Raw genomic sequence first — 21034 nt, 5'->3', positions numbered from 1 at the left:
ATATGGCGAAAATGAATAGTCAAAAGATGAGAAAACTACTAGAAGAGCGATTAACGGGTGCGGATTGGTCATTTTTATTTGATCGTGAAAAAGATACGCTGCGCGTTGAACATCAGGAAACGAAAAAAGGTGTAACCATTTCTTTACCTGGGCTAATTGCAAAATGGGAAGAAAAAAAGGAAGCGGCTCTAGATGAAATGGTATATTATATAAAAGAAGCTCTTCGTGTTATGAACGATGAACAGCAGGTAACGGGAAAAGAAAAGCGCATTTATCCAGTTATTCGCTCAACGTCTTTTCCAGATAAATCGAATGAAGACGTGCCGTTGATTTATGATGAACATACAGCTGAAACACGCATTTATTATGCGCTTGATTTAGGCAATACATATCGTCTATTAGATGAGAAACTAATTCGCAAGGAAAATTTAGATCTATCCGCAGTGCGGGAAATGGCTAAATTTAATCTTCGCTCTTTGCCGATTTCACATAAAAAAGATACGGTAGCAGGCAATGACTTTTATTTTGTCAATCAGAACGATGGATACGATGCAAGCCGAATTCTTAACGAGGCATTTTTGCAAGATTTTGCTTCTAGTGTTTCGGGCACAATGGCTGTAGCAGTACCTCATCAAGATGTGCTGATTCTAGCTGATATCCAAAACGAAACGGGTTATGATATTCTTGCGCAAATGACCATGAGCTTTTTTGCAAGTGGACGTGTACCCATCACAGCTCTTTCATTTTTATACGAAAACGGTGAGCTAGAACCTATTTTTATTCTAGGAAAAAATCGCAGTAAAGGACGGGACTAATTATGAATCTTTTTTATAATAAAGAAGGTATCGGCGATACGTTAATCGTCAAGCTAGAAGATATCGCAATTGAAAATCGCACGTTTGAAACAAAAGGTGACGTTGTGCGTATCTTTGATCAAAAATCAAATACAACAGCTGGCTATAACATCTTTCATGCTTCTTCTAAGTTAAAAGTAGAGGGAAATGGTTCTCTTGAATTAACAGAAGAAATGGTAGAAGAAGTAAATCGTGTACTTAGCGAAAGCGGTTTTGAAGGTAAACTCGAAGTGGATTTATCTCCTAAATTTGTAGTGGGATATGTTCAAGAAAAAGAAAAGCATCCAAATGCAGATAAGCTGAACATCTGTAAAGTAGATGTTGGCACAGAAACACTTCAAATTGTGTGTGGAGCACCAAATGTAGACGCAGGCCAAAAAGTCGTGGTAGCAAAAGTAGGAGCGGTTATGCCAAGCGGTATGATCATTAAAGATGCAGAGCTGCGCGGTGTACCTTCTTCAGGTATGATTTGCTCTGCTAAAGAGCTGGCGCTTCCGAACGCTCCTCAAGAAAAAGGGATTTTAGTACTTGAAGACAAATATGAAGTAGGTCAACCTTTTCAAGCATAAAAGCAGAGTGCCATACTGATTTATAGGGCAAAAGCAGGATGTTTTTTTACACGTATATTTCAAAGCGTTACAGTTGCTGAAAAGCAATTGTCAATTCTTAAAAAGGTTTGATAAAATTAAAAGCCACTAGTATATACTAGTGGCTTTTTTCGTGTTTAATTATGAGTGCTAACTAGACGCGAAAAAATATTTTTGTAAAGAGGAATTTTACTGTATAAATAAGGGAAGCAAAATAGTAGATTTTATAGTAAGAGTTCAAGCATACGTGATAGAATGATAAATGAAAAGATAGTATATATATCCATCTCAGAGAATACTTTGAGGCCAAAGGTAAATAAAGGATACATGGATAGCTTTTTGTAGATATCGCAGCACTGCGGTATAAGAGGCTAAACGAAGTAAGATAGTCTGATAGAAAGAGTGATAAAAATGGGTTTTGTACGAAAAGTAATGGATTATTTACTAGGATACGAAGTGAAAGAAATCGTTGTAGACGAACATGGAAATACAACGGAAGAATACCCTTTAAATAGAGAAAAAACAATTCCTAAAAAGAAGGCTCCTAAGCCGAAACAAATGCAGTCAGTTCATCAAAAGCCAGTGATGAAAGCAGCGCCAAAACCTTCTGTTCCACACTCAGCCAGAACGCAAAAGCGGAGTTACAGTGAAGAGCAGCAAGATGTTCATACAAAAGTAGCTTATCAATATCCAAAAGGGACATTTCGTTTTCCTTTAATTGATGATACGGGAGAAGCAAAAAAGGCAGCAGCTCCTAAAAATGAACCAAGGCCTGTAGCAAAAAAGGCACCGGCTCCGTTTTATCAAGAGCCTGTTCGCAAGTCGGCGCTAACGCAGCCTAAGTCAGTATCTCAGCCGTTAAAAACGGTATCTGAAAAGAAAGAAGCGGTTCCGCAAGTAAGAAAACGTCCGTTTCGTCCGACTGAAATTCCTTCACCTGTTTATGGGTTTAATAAGCGGCCTTCTAATGTTGTACAAAAAGGAAGTGAGGAAGTAGTAGAATATGAGCTTCCGAGTACACAGTTATCAAAAGCTGCGTTTGAAGATGAAATTTACCGACGAGCGATGAATACAGCTGTTGTAGAGCCGTTAAGAAAACCACTTTCTAAGCCTATAGCCGAAGAAGCACCGATTCAAGAAACAGAAGAAATGATGCAACTATCTTCTCAGCGTTTTGCTCAGTGGAAGCAATATGAGGAAAATCAAAAAGAAAAGCTATCATTTCCTGAAGAAAAGCCAAGTTCTTCAGCAGCTGTAAAAGAACAGGAAGAGGTGCCAGCTTTTGAAGAATCACACACGGTCGAACCGTTAGTGGGACAAGAGAGAACTCTTGACTGGGATTTAGCGAAAGGTATGACAGCGGCTGAAGAAGTTACAATTTCAGAGGAACCGCGCCCGTCTGAATCATCAGTTTCTCTCCAACAAGAGATAGGAAATGAGACTGAAGAAGTAGAAGCAGAAACGTTGATGGACGGAAGCGCAGTGTTTTTACAAGCAGCAGAAGAAGTAGAAGCACTAAAGCCTAGAAAGAAAGAAGAAACTCCAGCTGCTGAGAAAGAAAGTGACGTCATTCTAGAAGAGCCAGCAAACAATGTTCATATGGAAGCAGAACGTGAGCTGAATTCTGAAAGTTTAAATTCATCGCAGCCCGCAGCTGACGAATGGCAACCAGAAGCGGCATCAGCTGTTGTTTACCAAGATCTTGAAAATTTGGTGATAAAAGAGGAAGAGAGCAGTATGCAGGAAAGTCAAGAGTTACAAGAACAAGTACAGCAAGAGTCAGCTGTAGAACCTCTTGTACCTGCAGAACAGCCAGGAAATGCTGAACGAGCTCGCGGTAAGCGATTAGTGCCTTTTAACGTGATGATGCTGAAAAAAGACCGTACAAAGATGAATAACAGCGCTCGAGAAAAAAGTCAGCCGTCTCAAGGTTCATACCAAAGGCAGGAGGCAGAAGCTCTGCAAAAAAAAACGGAAGTAAGTAGGCAAGAAGAAGTTCACGGTGAAAAAACCAAAGAAGCGGTTCCCCAGGCTTCGTTAAAAGCTGAAGAACCTGTAAATGTAAAGGCTTCTTCTCCTTATGCATTTCCTGGAATGAACTTGCTTAACATTCCTCCAGCTGCTATTGAAGAAGATAATCAATGGGCGGATGAGCAGCGTGAGCTTTTGGATATGACATTAAAAAACTTTAACGTTCGAGCTAAGGTAGTAAACGTCACGCAAGGTCCTACCGTGACCAGATTTGAAGTACATCCTGAACCCGGTGTGAAAGTGAACAAAATTACGAATTTAACAGATGATATTAAACTGAGCCTAGCCGCGCGTGATATCCGAATTGAAGCACCAATTCCAGGGAAAAATACGATTGGAATTGAAGTGCCAAATCGTCAAAGTAAGCCGGTGTTAATTCGTGAAATTTTGAGGCATCCTTCTTTTAGAAAAGATAACTCTCCTTTAACGGTGGCGTTAGGGTTAGACATTTCAGGAACGCCGGTTGTGACTGACTTGAATAAAATGCCTCATGGTTTGATTGCCGGAGCGACAGGGTCTGGTAAAAGCGTGTGTATTAATACTATTATCGTCAGCTTGCTTTATAAAGCTGCGCCGCACGAAGTCAAGCTTATGTTAATTGACCCTAAAATGGTTGAGTTAGCTCCTTACAACGGGATTCCGCATTTAGTCAGCCCGGTTATCACGGATGCTAAAGCAGCTACTACAGCTTTAAAATGGGCAGTAGAGGAAATGGAGCGCCGTTATGAATTGTTTGCACATGCAGGCGTACGTGATATTACAAAATACAACGAACGTGTAAAAGAACATAATGAAAAAAGCGGGGAGCTCCCATATCTAGTTATTATTATTGATGAACTTGCCGACTTAATGATGGTATCTCCTGGGGAAGTAGAGGAAGCTATTTGCCGTATTGCACAAAAGGCAAGAGCATGTGGCATTCACTTATTGCTTGCAACGCAGCGTCCTTCCGTAGATGTGATTACAGGCTTAATTAAAGCGAATGTGCCAACGCGTATTGCATTTTCTGTTTCTTCGCAAGTTGATTCACGTACAATTATCGACACAGGGGGAGCAGAGAAGCTACTAGGTAAAGGTGATATGCTGCTTCTTGAAAACGGCTCTTCTAAAAGCGTTCGAATTCAAGGGAACTTTGTTTCAGATGAAGAAATTGACCGCGTTGTAGATCATGTCAAAAAACAAATGAAGCCAACATACCTATTTGATCAAGAAGATTTGTTGAAAAAGCAGCAAAGCTTTGCTTCAAATGAAGAAGATGAGCTTTTCTATGAAGCATGCGAGTTTGTGCTAGACCAAGGCGGCGCTTCTACTTCCAGTCTGCAAAGACGCTTCAGAATGGGATACAATCGCGCTGCGCGCCTCATTGACATGATGGAGCAGCAAGGCATTATTTCAGAAGCAAGAGGAAGCAAGCCAAGAGATGTGCTCATTACTGAAAATGAGCTTCAGGAAATGGAAAGTCAAACAGCCACTTCTACATTTTAAGCTGTTTTTCTACATGTAGGTTAAAAAAGAGGCTATGCAAAATCAGCAGAATACAGAATGGTGTGAGCTAACGCTCTGTCACTGTATCCGTCGCCTCTTTTTTCCTGCTTTAAGTTCGTTTATACAGAATTTGAGTAGAGATTTTGGGAGAAATCCATCAAGAAAAAAAGGAAAAGGTTTGTCAGAACTAGTAAAATGATTTACTATATGTAAGGATAATGTGTATGTTGCTTTTTTAGCATGTGATAGTTTGCTATCATTTCTCACCGGCAGAAACATATGAGCTGAAGGCGTATAAAGAGGACAAACTAAAATAATTAGAGTACGAGTGAAGAGTAATGACAGAAGAAAATCATGAACTGATTAACTTTAATGAAATTCGTGAACAAAAGCAGCTTCAGTCTGATAATGCTATTTGCGACTTTTACAATCAATATTTCTTTTTTGTGAACCGCTATACGAATATACGAGAAAAAGTGCGGGCTTCACATTTATTTAAAGAGTTAGCAAACTTGCCTCATGAGGCGCCTCTGTCTGATTCCCATGAACAATTATTTTTTCAGTGGTTTGCATTTGAATATGTAACCATTCAGGGGAAAACCCTGCTGCAGCTTTTTTTAGCTGATCAGGCGAAGCAGAAAACAGAGTCGTTTTTGATTCAAGGAGCCTTTTTTTTGACGAGTGTACTAGAGCCAATTATTGTGTCTAAAGTACCTAATTCGTTTTTCTTAAAAGGATATACCCCATTGACAAATGAGCAGGTTATCATCAAAGATGTAAGAGGAAGATTTGCAAATTTAGAGGAACAACAAGTAATTTGGATTCGAAAAATAAAATCAATCGGATATGACGTGTTAATTGACTCTTTCTTTTTAGGACATAAACAACGCATTGAACAGTTAGTAACGCAATATAATGACAAAAAAAATGCAATGACATGGCGCTCGTTTTTAAAACAGCAGGCTATATACTATGTGATGAAGCCAAAATAAAAGGCCGTTTCGCAAGGGAAGAGAGTAGAAATGGAGTCATGGAGTTATGTTATAAGAAGTGATATAATGTACGGATGTTATCGTGAAATCAGCAATCAAACGACATTTATATACGTTTGTAAGAGCAATTCTAGATAACCGTCATATACTGTCTTACAGATAGACGAATGTTGGAGGTTCTTTATATGACAGTTTACCATTTTGTAGGTATTAAAGGAACAGGAATGAGTGCGCTTGCGCAAATCCTAAACGATATGGGCTTTCAAGTTCAAGGATCGGATATTGAAAAAGAAATTTTTACGCAAAAAGCACTAGAGCAGCAGGGAATTCCTGTTTTACCATTTGATAAAAATAATATTAAAGACGGCATGACTGTAATCGCAGGAAATGCTTTTCCTGATACGCATGAAGAAATTGCAGAAGCAGCTTCAAAAGAAGGAGTCAAGCTTGTACGCTATCACCGTTTCTTAGGTGACTTTATGAAACAGTATACGAGTGTAGCCGTAACAGGAGCACACGGGAAAACATCCACAACGGGTATGTTAGCGCATGTGATTCAAGGAGCTGAACCTACTTCATATTTAATTGGAGACGGTACGGGTAAAGGTGTAAAAGACAGCAAGTATTTTGCGTTTGAGGCATGTGAGTATCGCCGCCATTTCTTATCTTATACGCCAGACTATGCAATTATGACGAATATTGATTTTGATCACCCTGATTATTTTGCCAATATCGATGATGTATTCAGCGCGTTCCAAGAGATGGCACTTCAAGTCAAAAAAGGAATTATTGCCTGTGGTGACGATGAACATCTGCAGCAAATTCAAGCGAAGGTACCTGTTCTTTATTACGGATTAGGCGAAGAAAATGATTTCCAAGCACGTAATATCGTAAAAAGCACAACAGGCACAACATTTGATGTGTTCGTTCGTAATACATTCCACGCATCATTTGAAATTCCAGGGTATGGCGACCATAACATCTTAAATGCACTTTCTGTTATTGCACTTTGTCATTATGAAGAAATTGATGTTGCTGTGCTGCAAGAGCGTTTTAAAACATATCAAGGTGTAAAGCGTCGTTTCAGTGAAAAGAACGTTGGCAAACAAGTGCTAATCGATGATTATGCACACCATCCAACGGAAATTAATGCAACGATTTCAGCTGCTCGTCAAAAATATCCAAACCGTGAAGTTGTGGCTGTTTTCCAACCGCATACTTTTACGCGTACACAAACGTTCTTAGAGGACTTTGCAGCAAGCTTACAGCACGCTGATAAAGTATATCTATGTGACATTTTTGGATCAGCTCGTGAGCATCAAGGTAAATTATCAATTGAAGATTTACGAAGCAAAATCAGCGGAGCTGAATTAATTAATGAAGAAACAATTGAATCGTTAAAAGACCATAATGAAGCTGTATTAGTATTTATGGGTGCTGGAGACATTCAAAAGTTTGAAAAACTATATCAGCAAACTGTATCATAAAAAAAGGCACTCAGGAGAGTGCCTTTTTTATTTCAAAGCTCATTTTAAATTTTCAGGATTTAACGCTTTTAATTCCTCAATGACAAATAGCCCGTCTTTACGAATTAACACGTCATCGAAATAAATCTCACCGCCGCCGTATTCTGGACGCTGAATCATCACCATATCCCAGTGAATATTTGACTTGTTTCCATTATACGCATCTTCGTAGCACTCGCCAGGAGTGAAGTGGAAGCTTCCGTCAATTTTTTCATCAAATAAAATGTCTTGCATTGGATGTTGAATATATGGATTTACGCCAATCGCAAATTCGCCAACAAAACGTGCGCCTTCATCCGTATCAAAAATGCCGTTGATGCGTTCTGTATCATTAGCGGTTGCTTCAACAATCTTACCGTTTTTAAATGTTAAAGATACATTTTCAAACGTAAAGCCTTGATAGTTAGAAGGAGTGTTGTAAGAAATTGTTCCGTTTACAGAATCACGTACAGGAGCGGTGTATACTTCACCGTCCGGAATGTTCATTTCCCCCGCACACTTCACTGCAGGAATATCTTTAATAGAGAACGTTAAGTCTGTATTCTCACCTGTTAAACGCACTTTGTCCGTACGGTTCATGAGCTCAACTAAAGCATCCATCGCTTTGCTCATTTTGCCATAGTCTAAGTTACATACATCAAAATAAAAATCTTCAAATGCTTCTGTACTCATTTTAGCAAGCTGCGCCATTGAATCGTTTGGATAGCGAAGAACAACCCATTTTGTTTTTGGAACGCGAATTTCTCTATGTACTTTTTTACCGATCGTATTCCCTTGGATTTTCATTTTATCTGCGGGAACATCTGATTGTTCAAAAATGTTTGAACCGGAACGCAAGCCAATATAAGCATTCATTTCTTTCATCACATTTGCTTCAAAGTCTGCCATCATATTGAACTGCTCTTCTTGTGCACCGTTTAAAAGAGCTCGGTCTACCGAATGATCTTTTAGCAGTACAAATGGATAACCACCCGCCTTGTACGCTTCATCTACAAGTGCTGTCACAAGTTCGCGCTGAAGTCCAAAGTTTTCGATTAATACTTTTTCTCCTTTTTGAAGGCGAACAGAATAATTAATTAAATTTTTAGCTAATGTCGCAATTCTAGGGTCTTTCATAAATAGTGCCTCCTTAAAATAACAATGATTGGTGATTCACTTTCTATTGTACCCCACTGAGCTTATTTTGTTTGTTTTTATGCTTTAAAATCCTTTTTTTCTTTGGGAAGGGAAATAACTCATATATCGCGAAATAATGTAGCAATCTTCCCTTTTTCTGAATAAAAGCAGAGAGAATATGGTAAAGTTAAAGAGTCTATAGGGAATAGAAGGTTTAATTGTTTATAAAATTGGGAAAGTAGTTATAACAAGAGAGAAGAAAATAGGAGGTGCCTTGCACAGATGGTTATTATTCTTTATTTAAGCGCTGCTATTGTTGCCATTGCGATTTTTTACCTGGTGGTTTCCGTGTCCAAAACATTGAAATCCGTTCAGCACACATTAAATTCAGTGGCAGGTACTTTAGACGGTGTAGAAAAGCAAATGACAGGAATCACAGCCGAAACAACTGCACTTTTACATAAGACTAATCTGTTAGCTGAAGATATTCAGCGTAAATCCGAAGCGCTGAACACAGTGGTGGATTCTGTTAAAGGCGTAGGTGACTCAATCCAAGACCTAAATAAGTCTATTAAAAGCGTATCATCAAGCGTTTCAGAGAAAGTAGAAGAAAATAAAGAAACTGTTGCTCAAGTCGTTCAATGGAGCAATGTTGCATTAGACGTATGGGAGCGTATAAAATTAAGAAAACAGAAAAAAGTTGAAGCAGAGCCTGTACCTGTTGAAGTAAAAGAAAAAGCGGTTCAACGCTCACGCTCATTTTCATAAGGATGAACTTTAAAGGAGGAGACGCATATGTCAAACAAACCAAATAAACCAAACAACACTTCAAATAAAGGCTTTTTAGTAGGAACAGTGATTGGAGGAGTTGTAGGAGCTGCAACGGCATTACTACTTGCTCCAAAATCAGGTAAAGAGTTCCGTTCTGATTTAAATGAGCAGGCAGCTTACGTTCGTTTAAAAACGGAGCAAGCGAAAAACAGCGCTGTTGAAAAAGGACAAGGGTTTGCTCAAACGGCTAAGGAAAAAACGGCTGGTTTATCACAAACACTGTCTGAGCAATCTTCACAAGTAGTGGACAAGGTGAAAAACTTCCGTAAAGTAGATCCTGAACACGAAGCATTACCGCCAACAAGCTTAGAAGTGCTTGCTGATGAAGTTGAGTCTCAAAGCAACGAAGACGTTCAGCAGAAGCTAACAGAAGCTCAAAAAGCACTAGATGAAGTGGAAAGCACAGTGCCACGACCATAATAAAGAATCAAGAGCGTTTACCCTATAGGGTGAACGCTTTTTTTGTATGTAATGTAGGTGGGATAACAGCAAGTAAATAATTTTTTCATTGCAGAAAAAAACTCCACCTTATAAATGAATTTATGAGTATCATACATAAAGCTGAGCACTCTTTTTGTATGGAAACGGTCAAACCATGTAAACTTAAGAGTAAGTACAGAAAGGGTGAAAAATATGAAAAAAATTTCAACAGTTGAAGAGTTCGAACAAGTTGTAAAGGAAAACAATCGCTTTTTATTTTTAAAACACAGCACAACGTGTCCAATTAGTGCAGCTGGTCATGAGGCATTTTCAGCGTTTGCTTCTAGTCATGAAGACATTCCTTCTTATTATCTTCATGTTCAAGATTCACGTGATGTATCTAACTATATCGCTGAGACGTATGAAGTGAAGCATGAATCACCTCAAGCGCTTCTGTTTGAAGATGGAAAAGTGAAGTGGCATGCTTCTCACTGGAACATTAACGAAGACGAATTAGCGAAAAACGTAGCTCACTAATCAAAAAAGTATTTTAGTGAAAGAAAAATCCGAACATTAATCGTTCGGATTTTTTCATTGGCATGGTGAACGTAGGTTTACTGTATGACAAGCAATCCATAATAGATTGTTTATCCCATTTGTTCGCCTTTAGATTGGAGCGATTTAGCTATGACTCAACCTCTTTTTTTTATAAGCTGATTGCGGTTTCATCCGCTTTTTCGTACAATAGATGTAGTTTAGCACATAAAAGCAGAGAAGCCCCTTACATATATCCTCCATCATCTATCATCTTATGTAGTAACCCTGCTAAACGGATTTTTTAAAATCAGTGAAAGGGTGGACGTACATGACGAATTCAGATCTTCAGCGTTTGCGATCTCAAATTGACGAAGTAAATATGAAATTGTTAAAGCTTATTAATGAGCGAGGCGAGCTTGTTCAAGAAATAGGAAAGTTAAAAGGAATGCAGTCAACCAAACGGTTTGATCCCGTTCGTGAACGAGCAATGCTTGATGCGATTTTAAGCAAAAATGAAGGACCGTTTCAAACGTCTACGCTTCAACATATTTTCAAAGAGATTTTCAAAGCTCATTTAGAGCTTCAAGAAGATGATCATCGTAAAGCACTTCTTGTATCCCGTAAAAAGAAGGCGGAAAATACAATTGTTACGGTAAAAGGAGAAACAATTGGTGACGGACTTCAGCGTTTTGTAGCAGGACCTTGTTCCGTTGAAAGCTATGAGCAAGTAGCAGCCGTAGCAAAAGTGGTGAAGCAGCAGGGCGTGCGGATGCTTAGAGGCGGAGCTTACAAGCCAAGAACATCTCCTTATGATTTTCAAGGCCTTGGCTTAGAAGGACTGCAAATTTTAAAAAGAGTAGCTGACGAATACGATTTAGCTGTTATTAGTGAAATTGTCGACCCCGCTGATATTGAAACAGCTGTAGAATACGTAGATGTGATTCAAATTGGTGCTCGTAATATGCAAAATTTTGAGCTGTTAAAAGAAGCGGGTGCGGTGAAGAAGCCTGTCTTATTAAAGCGAGGCTTAGCCGCTACGATTGATGAGTTTATTAATGCTGCTGAATACATTGTTTCAAAAGGAAATGATCAGCTGATTTTGTGTGAACGAGGAATTCGTACGTATGAGCGAGCAACGCGAAATACGTTGGATATTTCAGCTGTTCCCATTTTAAAACAAGAAACTCATTTACCTGTTTTAGTCGACGTCACGCATTCAACGGGAAGACGAGATTTACTTGTTCCAACGGCTAAAGCGGCTCTTGCCATTGGAGCAGATGGAATTATGGCGGAGGTTCATCCAGATCCTGCGGTAGCACTTTCAGACTCAGCTCAGCAAATGGATATCCCGCAATTTACAGAATTTATGAAGCAGCTAAAACCTATATGTAACTTAAATTTATAAAAAAACGTAAAAATGAAAAATTCGTATACTTTTATGACAAGTTTGAAGCACTTAATGGTTTCAAGCTTGTTTGCCTTTCGTTATAATAAAGATAAGCGAAATTATCCCGTATTTTGAAAACAGTCGATAACTTTTGTCAAAATAGGAAAGAATAAGTGCAAATCCAAAAAACAAAAATTTATGAAATTCTCGTGAAACTTGTCGGAAAAAGGCGGTAAATACGTTGCGATGAAGCACATAGTATCGTATAGTAGTTACAGATATTCGCTATCATTCTGTGAGTGCATATGATATAAATTCGCGATTCACTTTTTTTATTTACTTAATATACACCGTCTTTTACATTGTTACATATAAACTGGTAAAATTGTCTTTGCCACGTAATAATAAGGGCATAACAGGAATGATTTAGATGCATACAGGGTATCTAGGCTGTATGTAAGAGTGAAGGAGCTAGAAATAGCCATTCTATAAAGGAAGATGGATTTATATACGTAAATACAAGAAATGAAATAAGGATAAAATAAACGAAATGTTTTTCGATAAGGAGTGTTTGTTGTGAACGTAACAATTTATGATGTAGCAAGGGAAGCAAGCGTGTCGATGGCAACGGTTTCTCGTGTGGTAAACGGAAATCCAAATGTAAAACCATCAACTAGAAAAAAAGTATTAGAAACAATTGAAAGACTAGGCTATCGTCCGAACGCAGTAGCGCGTGGATTAGCAAGTAAAAAAACAACGACAGTAGGAGTTATCATTCCTGATATCTCAAATATTTTCTATGCAGAATTAGCGCGTGGAATCGAAGATATTGCAACGATGTACAAATATAATATCATCTTAAGTAACTCCGACCAAAATCAAGATAAAGAACTTCACCTTTTAAATAACATGCTTGGCAAACAAGTAGACGGAATCATCTTCATGAGTGGGAACGTAACGGAAGAACACGTAGAAGAGCTAAAAAAATCACCGGTTCCAGTTGTACTTGCAGCATCAATCGAATCAACTAACCAAATCCCATCTGTAACTATTGACTATGAACAAGCAGCTTTTGATGCAGTGCAATCACTAATTGACAGCGGTCATAAAAATATTGCATTCGTTTCAGGTACGCTAGAAGAACCAATCAATCATGCGAAAAAAGTAAAAGGGTACAAGCGTGCTCTTACTGAAAGCGGATTGCCTGTACGTGATTCTTATATTGTAGAAGGAGACTACACGTACGATTCAGGTATTGAAGCGGTTGAAAAACTATTAGAAGAAGCTGAAAAGCCAACTGCTATTTTCGTTGGAACGGATGAAATGGCATTAGGCGTTATTCACGGGGCACAAGATCGCGGGTTGAATGTACCAAACGATCTAGAAGTTATCGGTTTTGATAACACAAGACTTTCAACAATGGTTCGTCCTCAGTTAACATCTGTTGTACAGCCAATGTATGATATTGGTGCAGTAGCGATGCGTCTCTTAACGAAATACATGAACAAAGAAACGGTAGACAGCAGCATTGTACAGCTTCCTCACCGCATCGAGTTCAGACAATCAACAAAATAATACCTGTGAATGAATAAGAACGAATCCAAAGTTCAGACACGGGGAGATAGAATATGAAAAAAGTTGATATGCTCACACCTATAGGGATACTAATTGGTATCTCTATGGTTGTGTTTGGGGTTATTTCAAGTGGAGGAATGAGCGGTTTTTTAGCTTTTATTGATGTACCATCGATTTTAATTGTACTGGGAGGCGTTTTTGGTACGCTTTGCGTGAGCTTTCCTTTAAAACAATTAAAAAATATGGGAAGAGTAGGGAAACAAGCGTTTCAATCTAAAGAAATAAACGTAGAAGAAATTGTAGGAACATTTGTACATTTATCGGAAAAAGCGCGTCGAGAAGGACTTCTATCGTTAGAAGCAGAGCTTGAACAAATCGATGATTCATTTGTGAAAAAAGGTATTTTGCTAGCCATTGATGGAGTAGAACCGGAAATGATTCGAGAGCTGCTTGAAGCTGAAGTAGCTGCAGTGGAAGAAAGACATGCGAGAGGTCGAAGTATGTTTGAAAAAGCAGGCGATTATGCCCCCGCTTGGGGAATGATTGGGACGCTCGTTGGGCTAGTGCTAATGCTTAAAAGCCTTAACACTCCTTCATCACTTGGGCCTAACATGGCAATTGCTCTTTTAACGACTTTCTACGGGGCGCTGCTTTCAAACTTGTTTTTTCAGCCAATCGCAGCTAAATTAGCTGGTAAAACGGAACATGAGCTTTTTGTTAAAGAAGTAATTATTGAAGGTGTTATCGGCTTGCAGGCGGGTCAAAATTCTCGCTTTGTGCAAGCAAAGCTAAAAGTATTTGCCCCTGTTGAAAAACGAAAGCTGGAAGAAAAGAGAGAACACGTTCGTGAAGCGTAGAAGAAAAAGGTATTCGGCACAGTCGCCAAAATGGATGGTAACATTTGCTGATTTGGTGACGTTAATATTAGTTTTTTTTATTTTACTATTTTCAATGTCTAGCGTTGATAATCAAAAGTTTCAGACCGTTGTCAATTCGCTTACAAACGGTGGCTCATTAGCTTCTGTAGAAAAGAGCCAGCAGTCTCAAAAGCTGGATAACATTTTAGCAAAAGTGCAGGATTACCTGAAGGAAAATAAGCTTCAGAATGTCATTACCGCTAAGCGAGATGAACGCGGAGTTGTGCTTATTTTACAAGAACAGGTGCTGTTTGAGACAGGACAAGCGGACATTTTGAAAAAAGGCACCCCTTTTCTGGATGAATTAGGAAGGTTATTCAGTACTATTCCAAATGATATTAAAGTAGAAGGTCATACCGACAATCGACCCATTCACACCTATCGCTATCCATCTAATTGGGAACTATCGGCAGCGCGTGCTAGCGGCGTCATACGTTATTTAACGAACCATTTTTCTCTTTCTGCTAACCGCTTTGAAGCACTTGGATACGGAGATACGAAGCCGCTTGTTCCGAACACGTCTAATGGAAATCTACAAAAAAATAGACGCGTCGAAATTATTATTTCAGATCCCGAAGCACAGTGAAAAAGGCCATACGCTTGTATAGCCTTTTTTAAGAATGAGATGTATGAGAACGAATAGGATAAAGAGCGCGCTCAAGAGTTTGAGCGTTTTTTTCTGTTATTTCGGGTTTTCTTGGAATTGGCTGATAGATATTAGGTTCATCATCCCACTGCGTGCAAACGGGGTGAGGCGATATTTTTGTCCATTTTTCAAGCCATGACAGAGGAAGCATGCCTTCTGCCTTTCGTTCAATCATTTCAAGCCAAATGAATGACCAAGCCCGAGGAACAACCCGCCAAATATCATAACCTCCTCCGCCAACCGCAATCCATCTTCCCTGACAGTATTCATGGGCAATTTCATGAGCAATTTTAGGAATCTCACGGTATATTTTCGTGGTGCCGCATAAATGAGTGAGCGGATCGTAATAATGAGAATCGGCTCCATTTTGTGTCAAGATAACATCTGGTTTAAAAAAAGCAGCTACTTCTTTTAAAGAGGTCTTATAAACGTCGAGCCAAGACTCATCTTCCGTATAAGCATCAACAGGCACATTAAATGAATAACCATAGCCTTCACTGTGCCCGCGTTCGTTAACGTTTCCCGTGCCTGGAAACAAGTAGCGTCCCGTTTCATGAATGGAAAGAGTACAAACGGAAGGGTCGTCATAAAATGTCCATTGCACACCGTCACCATGGTGAGCATCTGTATCGACATAGAGAACACGCGCGTTGTACTTTTGCTGCATATATTTGATGGCTACCGCGCTATCGTTATAAATACAGAAGCCGGAAGCTTTTCCTCGAAAGCCGTGGTGCAATCCTCCTCCTAAATTTAGAGCATGCTTAGCTTTTCCAGTCATCACATAATCTACAGCAGTAAGCGTACCCCCAACTAAAAAAGCACTGGCTTCATGCATGTTTGGAAACATAGGTGTATCTTCTGTTCCAAGACCAAAATCTGCTGCTTTTTCAATAGAAAGCTCGCCGCTTCCTGCTAATTTTACCGCTTGAATATAGCTAGTATCATGGACAAGCTGAAGTTCTTCATCAGATGCCATCCGCGGTAATACAATATCTTGATTGCCTAAAGCGCCAAATTCCCGTAACAGTTCATATGTTAGTTGAACACGAAGCTGGTTAAACGGATGATTATTGCTGAATTTGTACGAAAGAATATCATCTGAATAAATAAATACAGCATTACTAGTCATTACGTCATCTCCGGTAATTTAGGCCACAACACCTCATAGCCGTTTTCTTTTAATGTATTTATACTAATCAATGGATTAATAGCTTGAATGCGAAGCACAAGGATTTTATATCGTTCATCTACATCAGGGTAGACAAGTACGCTTAAGATGTTTGTTCTCGTTGAAGCAAAGAGAGACGTAACTTCAGCGAGAACACCAGCCTTATTTTCTACTTTTATTTCAATTTGTGAACCTGGCTTATTAGTGCCGGTAAGCTGAATAAACGTATGTAATAGATCTCTTTCGGTAACAACGCCTACTAACCGCTTGTTTTTGGTGACGGGAATACAACCGATTTGATGTTCATAAAAAATACTTGCAATTTCTTCAACAAAATCAAGAGGGTGAGCTGTAATGACTTCTGTTTGCATAATCATCCGCACGGGTTCAGATAGAAGAGCAGATGTATAAGTATTATCTAAAATAGATGGACTTGCATCTCTTACGTCTCGATCAGAAATGATGCCAACTACGTGATGAAGGTCATTAACGATAGGGATATGTCTAATCTTATGTGTATCTAAAAGTTTCATAGCTTCAGCAATCGTATGGTCGGGGGTTAAGGTAACGAGATCAGTTTTCATCATCTCTTCAACAATCATCAGACACAGCTCCTTTTCTTAAAGGTCAGCTTAATACATAAAGCGATTTCGAAAGCGCAGGCTATCAAATTCTTGTATGCTTTTTTGAGGTACTCTGCTCCCGATTCTTACCATCAAACAATTAGCAGGGTGGGAGCTAATCTCCGGATCATCTGTGGCAAACCACGTCAGTCCGCCTTTATTCATCATTTTTTCCATAATTTTGCGGTAGTCCCACACATTTAGCCCTGTTCCTTTTAAATCCCAATGCCAATAGTATTCTGTCGTAATGACAATATAATCTTCCATTGCATCATCCATCATAGATACGATAAGCAGGTTTTTACCAACAGCGTAGCTGCGAAATGGAGCGGCTACCTCTATAGCTCCTAATTCGATTAAATTCTCCATATTTCCTTCCGACCATCGTTCTAGAGGATCGGGATATAAAAAGGTTACATAACCAATGATTGTATGATGATGGCGAGCAATAATGATTCTACCTTCAGGCAAGTTGGCAATCTCGATCAATGCTTCTTTTTGCTGTTCAGGTGGACGAAAGGCCGTTAGTTGCTCATGAAAATCAAGTTGTTGCAAGGTCTTGGAGGAGACAGGTCCTTCAATAACAATTGCTCCAACAGCTGTTTTTAGTTCTTTCATATTGTATGTTTGGGAATGTTTCACATGAATCACCACCTTCAAGCAGTCTTATCTGTATTATAATACAAAAAAAACTCTATATTAAAGCGTTTTCAAAAAATTAAATAAAAGAAAAGGAGTTTTTTAAAAAACATAGAATAGGAAATTAAAAGAGATTCTTGTTAATTCGACACTTCTATAACAAAGGTTGTCATATAACAAGGGAGACTATTATCCCAATTCCGACAAATAATTTTTATAAAATTGTGAAAAGTCTATTTTTGTTATATAATAGGTTTGTAAATTTTATACATAAGGGGGAGTTTGTGATGAAGGTGGAAGCGCTTCCTGTAATTGAAGGGGTATACAACTTACAGGACTATGATAAAACGTATCAAACCTTTGACTGGTCACAAGTGGAGAAGGAATTTTCATGGCATGAAACAGGTAAATTAAATGCAGCTTATGAAGCAATTGATAAGCACGCAAACTCTACGCGTAAAAATAAAGTTGCGCTTTACTATCGAGATGCACAGCGCAATGAAAAATATACATTCAAAGAAATGAAAGAATGGTCAAACAAAGCCGCGAACGTGCTAAAACAAGCAGACGTAGAGAAGGGAGATCGCGTGTTTATCTTTATGCCTCGCTCTCCGGAACTTTATTTTGCATTGTTAGGCGCGGTGAAGCTTGGCGCTATTGTGGGGCCTTTATTTGAAGCGTTCATGGAAGGTGCAGTAAAAGATCGTTTGCAAGACAGTGATGCAAAAGTGTTAATTACGACGCCTGAATTGCTGAGCCGCGTTCCGGTGAAAGATTTGCCAGCTTTGAAACACATTCTCCTGGTAGGGGAAAATGTAGGAGAAGAAGGCATTCAACTAGATTTTCTGAAGCGATTAGAAGCGGCGAATAAAGAGGTGGAAATTGAGTGGGTAGATAGAACAGATGGTATGCTGCTTCATTATACATCAGGTTCAACTGGCAAACCAAAAGGGGTGCTTCACGTTCATAATGCAATGCTTCAGCATTATCAAACCGCTAAGTGGGTGCTCGACTTAAAAGATGACGATGTGTATTGGTGTACAGCAGATCCCGGTTGGGTAACGGGGACTTCCTATGGGATTTTTGGTCCTTGGCTTGCTGGAGCAACCAATGTGATTGTGGGAGGACGATTTAGTCCAGATGCATGGTATCAAGCACTTGAAGATTTTGGCGTAACGGTTTGGTACAGTGCACCTACAGCTTTTCGTATGCTAATGGGTGCTGGTGATGACTTAGTTAAACGCTATGATTTAAGTAATCTCAGACATGTATTAAGTGTGGGAGAACCGTTAAATCCTGAAGTGGTACGCTGGGGAATGAAGGTGTTCCAAAAACGTATTCATGATACGTGGTGGATGACTGAAACTGGCGGTCAGACGATTTGTAATTATCCGTCTATGAAAATTAAGCCAGGGTCTATGGGGAAACCAATTCCAGGTGTACAAGCAGCAATCGTTGACGATCAAGGACAAGAGCTTCCACCTTATCGAATGGGTAACTTAGCAATTAAAAAAGGCTGGCCATCTATGATGCATGCGATTTGGAACAACAAAGAAAAGTATGAGTCATATTTTATGCCAGGTGATTGGTACGTATCAGGTGATTCGGCGTATATGGATGAAGACGGTTATTTTTGGTTCCAAGGCCGAATCGATGATGTTATTATGACGGCAGGAGAACGCGTGGGGCCATTTGAAGTAGAAAGTAAGCTTGTTGAACACCCTGCTGTAGCAGAAGCGGGTGTTATTGGTAAGCCTGACCCTGTGCGTGGGGAAATTATTAAAGCATTTATCGCACTTAGAGATGGGTATGAATCTTCAGATGAACTGATTGAAGATATTCGTCAATTTGTGAAAAAAGGGTTAGCTGCTCATGCAGCCCCGCGTGAAATCGAGTTTAAAGATAAGCTACCTAAAACACGAAGCGGTAAAATTATGCGTCGCGTTTTAAAAGCTTGGGAATTAGATTTGCCAACGGGCGATTTGTCAACGATGGAAGACTAAGGAGTAAATGTTTCAATCTTTGTAGGGAAAATAAGTGATTTCTATAAAGTTCAAACAGCCAGCTGTTTGAACTTTTTTTTGGACTTGAATTTTAAAATGAAATCATTCATAATTGTGGGGTGTAAACTTTTAAATAAAATAAACTGCAGTGATAGGAAGAAGTAATACTTGTCTCCCTGTTTAAGAGAGCTGATGGTTGCTGAAAATCAGTACATAGACAAATATGAAATACGTCCTTGAGCATCTTTTGTGAACTTACAGTAGCAAAAGACGGGTAGACCGTTACATCATTTAAGTGGGAAATAATTTATTTCCAAATAGGGTGGTACCGCGATATTTTCGTCCCTTCTTTTTTAAGAAGGGGCGTTTTTTATGTTGTTCAACAACTTGTAACGAGCAATTAGATAAAGGAGAGAATATATAACATGGATATTTTACAAGATCTTGAGTTTCGAGGGCTCATTAACCAACAAACGGATGAAAAAGGTTTAAGTGAACTTTTGAGTAAAGAGTCTGTTCGTTTGTACTGTGGATTCGATCCGACAGCCGACAGCCTTCACATCGGCCACATGCTTCCTGTTTTAATTTTACGTCGCTTTCAACAAGCTGGACATCAACCAATTGCATTAGTTGGTGGAGGTACGGGTCTTATTGGAGATCCAAGCGGTAAAAAAGCAGAGCGTACGTTAAATGAAAAAGAAACGGTTGCCATGTTTAGTGAGCGTATTAAAGGTCAGCTTTCACGCTTCTTAGATTTCGAAGAAGGTGAAAATGCAGCAGTTATTGCAAATAACTATGACTGGATTGGCTCATTAGATGTTATTACATTCCTACGAGATATCGGTAAAAACTTTGGTATTAACTATATGATGGCAAAGGATTCTGTTCAATCTCGTATCGAATCAGGCATTTCATTTACGGAATTTAGCTACATGATTTTACAGTCATACGATTTCTTGAATTTATACCAAACATATAACTGTAAGCTTCAAATTGGCGGCAGCGACCAATGGGGAAATATTACGGCTGGCTTAGAATTAATTCGTAAATCAGAAGAAGATGCAAAAGCATTTGGATTAACAGTTCCGCTTGTAACAAAAGCTGACGGAACGAAGTTCGGTAAAACAGAAGGCGGAGCAATTTGGTTAGACGCTGAAAAAACAAGTCCGTATGAATTCTACCAATTCTGGATTAATACAGATGATCGTGATGTTATAAAATATTTAAAATACTTTACATTCTTATCACACGAAGAAATTAATGAATTAGCAGCTTCTGCAAAAGAAGCTCCTGAAAAACGCGAAGCACAAAAAGCACTAGGGGCAGCGATGACTACGCTTGTACACGGTGAAGAAGCTCTTGAGCAAGCAATTCGTATTTCGCAAGCTTTATTTAGCGGAAGTATTTCAGAGTTAACAGCAGAAGAAATTAAGCAAGGATTCAAGGATGTTCCTTCTTACACGCATACAGGTGAAGATATTGGTTTAATTGATTTACTTGTAGAAAGTAAAATTTCTCCTTCTAAACGTCAAGCACGTGAAGATATTTCAAACGGTGCGATTTACTTAAATGGTGAGCGCGAGCAAGATTTACAAAAAACAGTAGGTGCAGAAGACCGTATTGAAGGTCAATTCACAGTGATTCGTCGAGGCAAGAAAAAATATACGCTTATTCAATACGCATAAAAAAAGGCC

Annotated in this window: 18 protein-coding genes and 1 other annotated feature; of the genes, 14 read left to right on the top strand and 4 right to left on the bottom strand. The window is 39.0% G+C overall.

Translation table 11 applies throughout. The features are described 5' to 3' along the window. Positions 1-2: 2 nt before the first annotated feature. The 5 genes from AC1D0Y_RS05295 to murC all read left to right on the top strand — a co-directional run bounded on the left by AC1D0Y_RS05295 (position 3) and on the right by murC (position 7436). Positions 3-815 carry a DUF1444 domain-containing protein gene (locus AC1D0Y_RS05295; RefSeq protein WP_014457994.1) on the top strand — a complete coding sequence of 271 codons (813 nt, stop codon included), beginning with the start codon at positions 3-5 and terminating at the stop codon, positions 813-815. Between the two features lie 2 nt (positions 816-817). After that, positions 818-1423, top strand: coding sequence for a YtpR family tRNA-binding protein (gene ytpR / locus AC1D0Y_RS05290; RefSeq protein WP_013085234.1), 606 nt, complete (start codon positions 818-820; stop codon positions 1421-1423). A 429-nt stretch (positions 1424-1852) separates the two neighbouring features. Beyond that, a complete protein-coding gene (locus AC1D0Y_RS05285; protein WP_336090803.1) occupies positions 1853-4957 on the top strand; it encodes a DNA translocase FtsK in 3105 nt (1034 codons plus the stop codon). A gap of 338 nt (positions 4958-5295) precedes the next feature. Further along, on the top strand, positions 5296-5949 hold the full coding sequence (locus AC1D0Y_RS05280) for a nicotinate phosphoribosyltransferase (protein WP_477707362.1): 654 nt from the start codon (positions 5296-5298) through the stop codon (positions 5947-5949). A gap of 185 nt (positions 5950-6134) precedes the next feature. Continuing rightward, entirely contained in the window at positions 6135-7436 is a 1302-nt protein-coding gene (gene murC / locus AC1D0Y_RS05275; RefSeq protein WP_013059499.1) for a UDP-N-acetylmuramate--L-alanine ligase, read from the top strand. A 39-nt stretch (positions 7437-7475) separates the two neighbouring features. Here the strand turns inward: murC and AC1D0Y_RS05270 are convergent, their stop codons facing one another. Then, positions 7476-8591, bottom strand: coding sequence for an aminopeptidase (locus tag AC1D0Y_RS05270; RefSeq protein ID WP_013085232.1), 1116 nt, complete (start codon positions 8589-8591; stop codon positions 7476-7478). Positions 8592-8873: 282 nt separating this feature from the next. On the opposite strand from AC1D0Y_RS05270, the gene AC1D0Y_RS05265 reads away from it, so the two are divergent. From AC1D0Y_RS05265 to motS, 7 genes are all read left to right on the top strand, one after another. Then, positions 8874-9359, top strand: a complete 486-nt coding sequence (locus AC1D0Y_RS05265; RefSeq protein ID WP_013085231.1) for a DUF948 domain-containing protein — start codon at positions 8874-8876, stop codon at positions 9357-9359. Between the two features lie 27 nt (positions 9360-9386). Then, entirely contained in the window at positions 9387-9842 is a 456-nt protein-coding gene (locus AC1D0Y_RS05260; RefSeq protein ID WP_013059496.1) for a YtxH domain-containing protein, read from the top strand. A gap of 213 nt (positions 9843-10055) precedes the next feature. Continuing rightward, on the top strand, positions 10056-10379 hold the full coding sequence (gene ytxJ / locus AC1D0Y_RS05255; RefSeq protein ID WP_013059495.1) for a bacillithiol system redox-active protein YtxJ: 324 nt from the start codon (positions 10056-10058) through the stop codon (positions 10377-10379). A 328-nt stretch (positions 10380-10707) separates the two neighbouring features. Further along, the gene (locus tag AC1D0Y_RS05250) at positions 10708-11784 is read left to right on the top strand and encodes a bifunctional 3-deoxy-7-phosphoheptulonate synthase/chorismate mutase (protein ID WP_028410497.1); all 1077 of its coding nucleotides are present in this window, start codon (positions 10708-10710) and stop codon (positions 11782-11784) included. Positions 11785-12342: 558 nt separating this feature from the next. Next, complete coding sequence (ccpA, locus tag AC1D0Y_RS05245) at positions 12343-13341, top strand: catabolite control protein A (protein ID WP_025750682.1); 999 nt, start codon at positions 12343-12345, stop codon at positions 13339-13341. A gap of 53 nt (positions 13342-13394) precedes the next feature. Next, the gene (gene motP / locus AC1D0Y_RS05240; RefSeq protein ID WP_028410498.1) at positions 13395-14198 is read left to right on the top strand and encodes a flagellar motor protein MotP; all 804 of its coding nucleotides are present in this window, start codon (positions 13395-13397) and stop codon (positions 14196-14198) included. Further along, positions 14188-14844 carry a flagellar motor protein MotS gene (gene motS, locus AC1D0Y_RS05235; protein WP_098249344.1) on the top strand — a complete coding sequence of 219 codons (657 nt, stop codon included), beginning with the start codon at positions 14188-14190 and terminating at the stop codon, positions 14842-14844. The genes motP and motS overlap by 11 nt, the downstream gene beginning before the upstream one ends. Before the next feature lie 28 nt (positions 14845-14872). Here motS and AC1D0Y_RS05230 read toward each other — a convergent pair whose 3' ends face one another. Genes AC1D0Y_RS05230 through AC1D0Y_RS05220 form a run of 3 tightly spaced genes read right to left on the bottom strand, consistent with a single transcriptional unit; the run spans position 14873 to position 17340 of the window. Then, positions 14873-16036 (bottom strand): acetoin utilization protein AcuC, encoded by a 1164-nt coding sequence (locus AC1D0Y_RS05230; RefSeq protein WP_028410500.1) that lies wholly within the window; start codon positions 16034-16036, stop codon positions 14873-14875. Further along, on the bottom strand, positions 16036-16677 hold the full coding sequence (locus AC1D0Y_RS05225; protein ID WP_028410501.1) for an acetoin utilization AcuB family protein: 642 nt from the start codon (positions 16675-16677) through the stop codon (positions 16036-16038). Before AC1D0Y_RS05225 ends, AC1D0Y_RS05230 begins: the two co-directional genes overlap by 1 nt. Before the next feature lie 30 nt (positions 16678-16707). Next, positions 16708-17340 (bottom strand): hypothetical protein, encoded by a 633-nt coding sequence (locus AC1D0Y_RS05220; protein ID WP_028410502.1) that lies wholly within the window; start codon positions 17338-17340, stop codon positions 16708-16710. A gap of 284 nt (positions 17341-17624) precedes the next feature. On the opposite strand from AC1D0Y_RS05220, the gene acsA reads away from it, so the two are divergent. Further along, the gene (acsA, locus tag AC1D0Y_RS05215; RefSeq protein WP_102813603.1) at positions 17625-19340 is read left to right on the top strand and encodes an acetate--CoA ligase; all 1716 of its coding nucleotides are present in this window, start codon (positions 17625-17627) and stop codon (positions 19338-19340) included. Between the two features lie 139 nt (positions 19341-19479). After that, positions 19480-19690: a binding site (T-box leader), on the top strand. 75 nt (positions 19691-19765) lie between these two features. After that, positions 19766-21025: a tyrosine--tRNA ligase gene (tyrS, locus tag AC1D0Y_RS05210; RefSeq protein WP_028410504.1), complete on the top strand. Its 1260-nt coding sequence runs from the start codon at positions 19766-19768 to the stop codon at positions 21023-21025. Positions 21026-21034: the final 9 nt, after the last annotated feature.

Source organism: Priestia sp. P1_B12_1 (assembly GCF_056406695.1).
The sequence above is the reverse complement of the archived record's forward strand: the minus strand, read 5'-3'. Positions and strand labels throughout refer to the sequence as shown.

What these genes read in the sequence shown, in the direction of transcription:
- AC1D0Y_RS05225 (WP_028410501.1), bottom strand. Translation starts at nt 16,677, where the DNA reads ATGATTGTTGAAGAGATGATGAAAACTGATCTCGTTACCTTAACCCCC.
- AC1D0Y_RS05250 (WP_028410497.1), top strand. Translation starts at nt 10,708, where the DNA reads ATGACGAATTCAGATCTTCAGCGTTTGCGATCTCAAATTGACGAAGTA.
- ytpR (WP_013085234.1), top strand. Translation starts at nt 818, where the DNA reads ATGAATCTTTTTTATAATAAAGAAGGTATCGGCGATACGTTAATCGTC.
- AC1D0Y_RS05295 (WP_014457994.1), top strand. Translation starts at nt 3, where the DNA reads ATGGCGAAAATGAATAGTCAAAAGATGAGAAAACTACTAGAAGAGCGA.
- acsA (WP_102813603.1), top strand. Translation starts at nt 17,625, where the DNA reads ATGAAGGTGGAAGCGCTTCCTGTAATTGAAGGGGTATACAACTTACAG.
- AC1D0Y_RS05280 (WP_477707362.1), top strand. Translation starts at nt 5,296, where the DNA reads ATGACAGAAGAAAATCATGAACTGATTAACTTTAATGAAATTCGTGAA.
- motP (WP_028410498.1), top strand. Translation starts at nt 13,395, where the DNA reads ATGAAAAAAGTTGATATGCTCACACCTATAGGGATACTAATTGGTATC.
- AC1D0Y_RS05285 (WP_336090803.1), top strand. Translation starts at nt 1,853, where the DNA reads ATGGGTTTTGTACGAAAAGTAATGGATTATTTACTAGGATACGAAGTG.
- murC (WP_013059499.1), top strand. Translation starts at nt 6,135, where the DNA reads ATGACAGTTTACCATTTTGTAGGTATTAAAGGAACAGGAATGAGTGCG.
- AC1D0Y_RS05260 (WP_013059496.1), top strand. Translation starts at nt 9,387, where the DNA reads ATGTCAAACAAACCAAATAAACCAAACAACACTTCAAATAAAGGCTTT.
- AC1D0Y_RS05265 (WP_013085231.1), top strand. Translation starts at nt 8,874, where the DNA reads ATGGTTATTATTCTTTATTTAAGCGCTGCTATTGTTGCCATTGCGATT.
- AC1D0Y_RS05230 (WP_028410500.1), bottom strand. Translation starts at nt 16,036, where the DNA reads ATGACTAGTAATGCTGTATTTATTTATTCAGATGATATTCTTTCGTAC.
- ytxJ (WP_013059495.1), top strand. Translation starts at nt 10,056, where the DNA reads ATGAAAAAAATTTCAACAGTTGAAGAGTTCGAACAAGTTGTAAAGGAA.
- AC1D0Y_RS05270 (WP_013085232.1), bottom strand. Translation starts at nt 8,591, where the DNA reads ATGAAAGACCCTAGAATTGCGACATTAGCTAAAAATTTAATTAATTAT.
- tyrS (WP_028410504.1), top strand. Translation starts at nt 19,766, where the DNA reads ATGGATATTTTACAAGATCTTGAGTTTCGAGGGCTCATTAACCAACAA.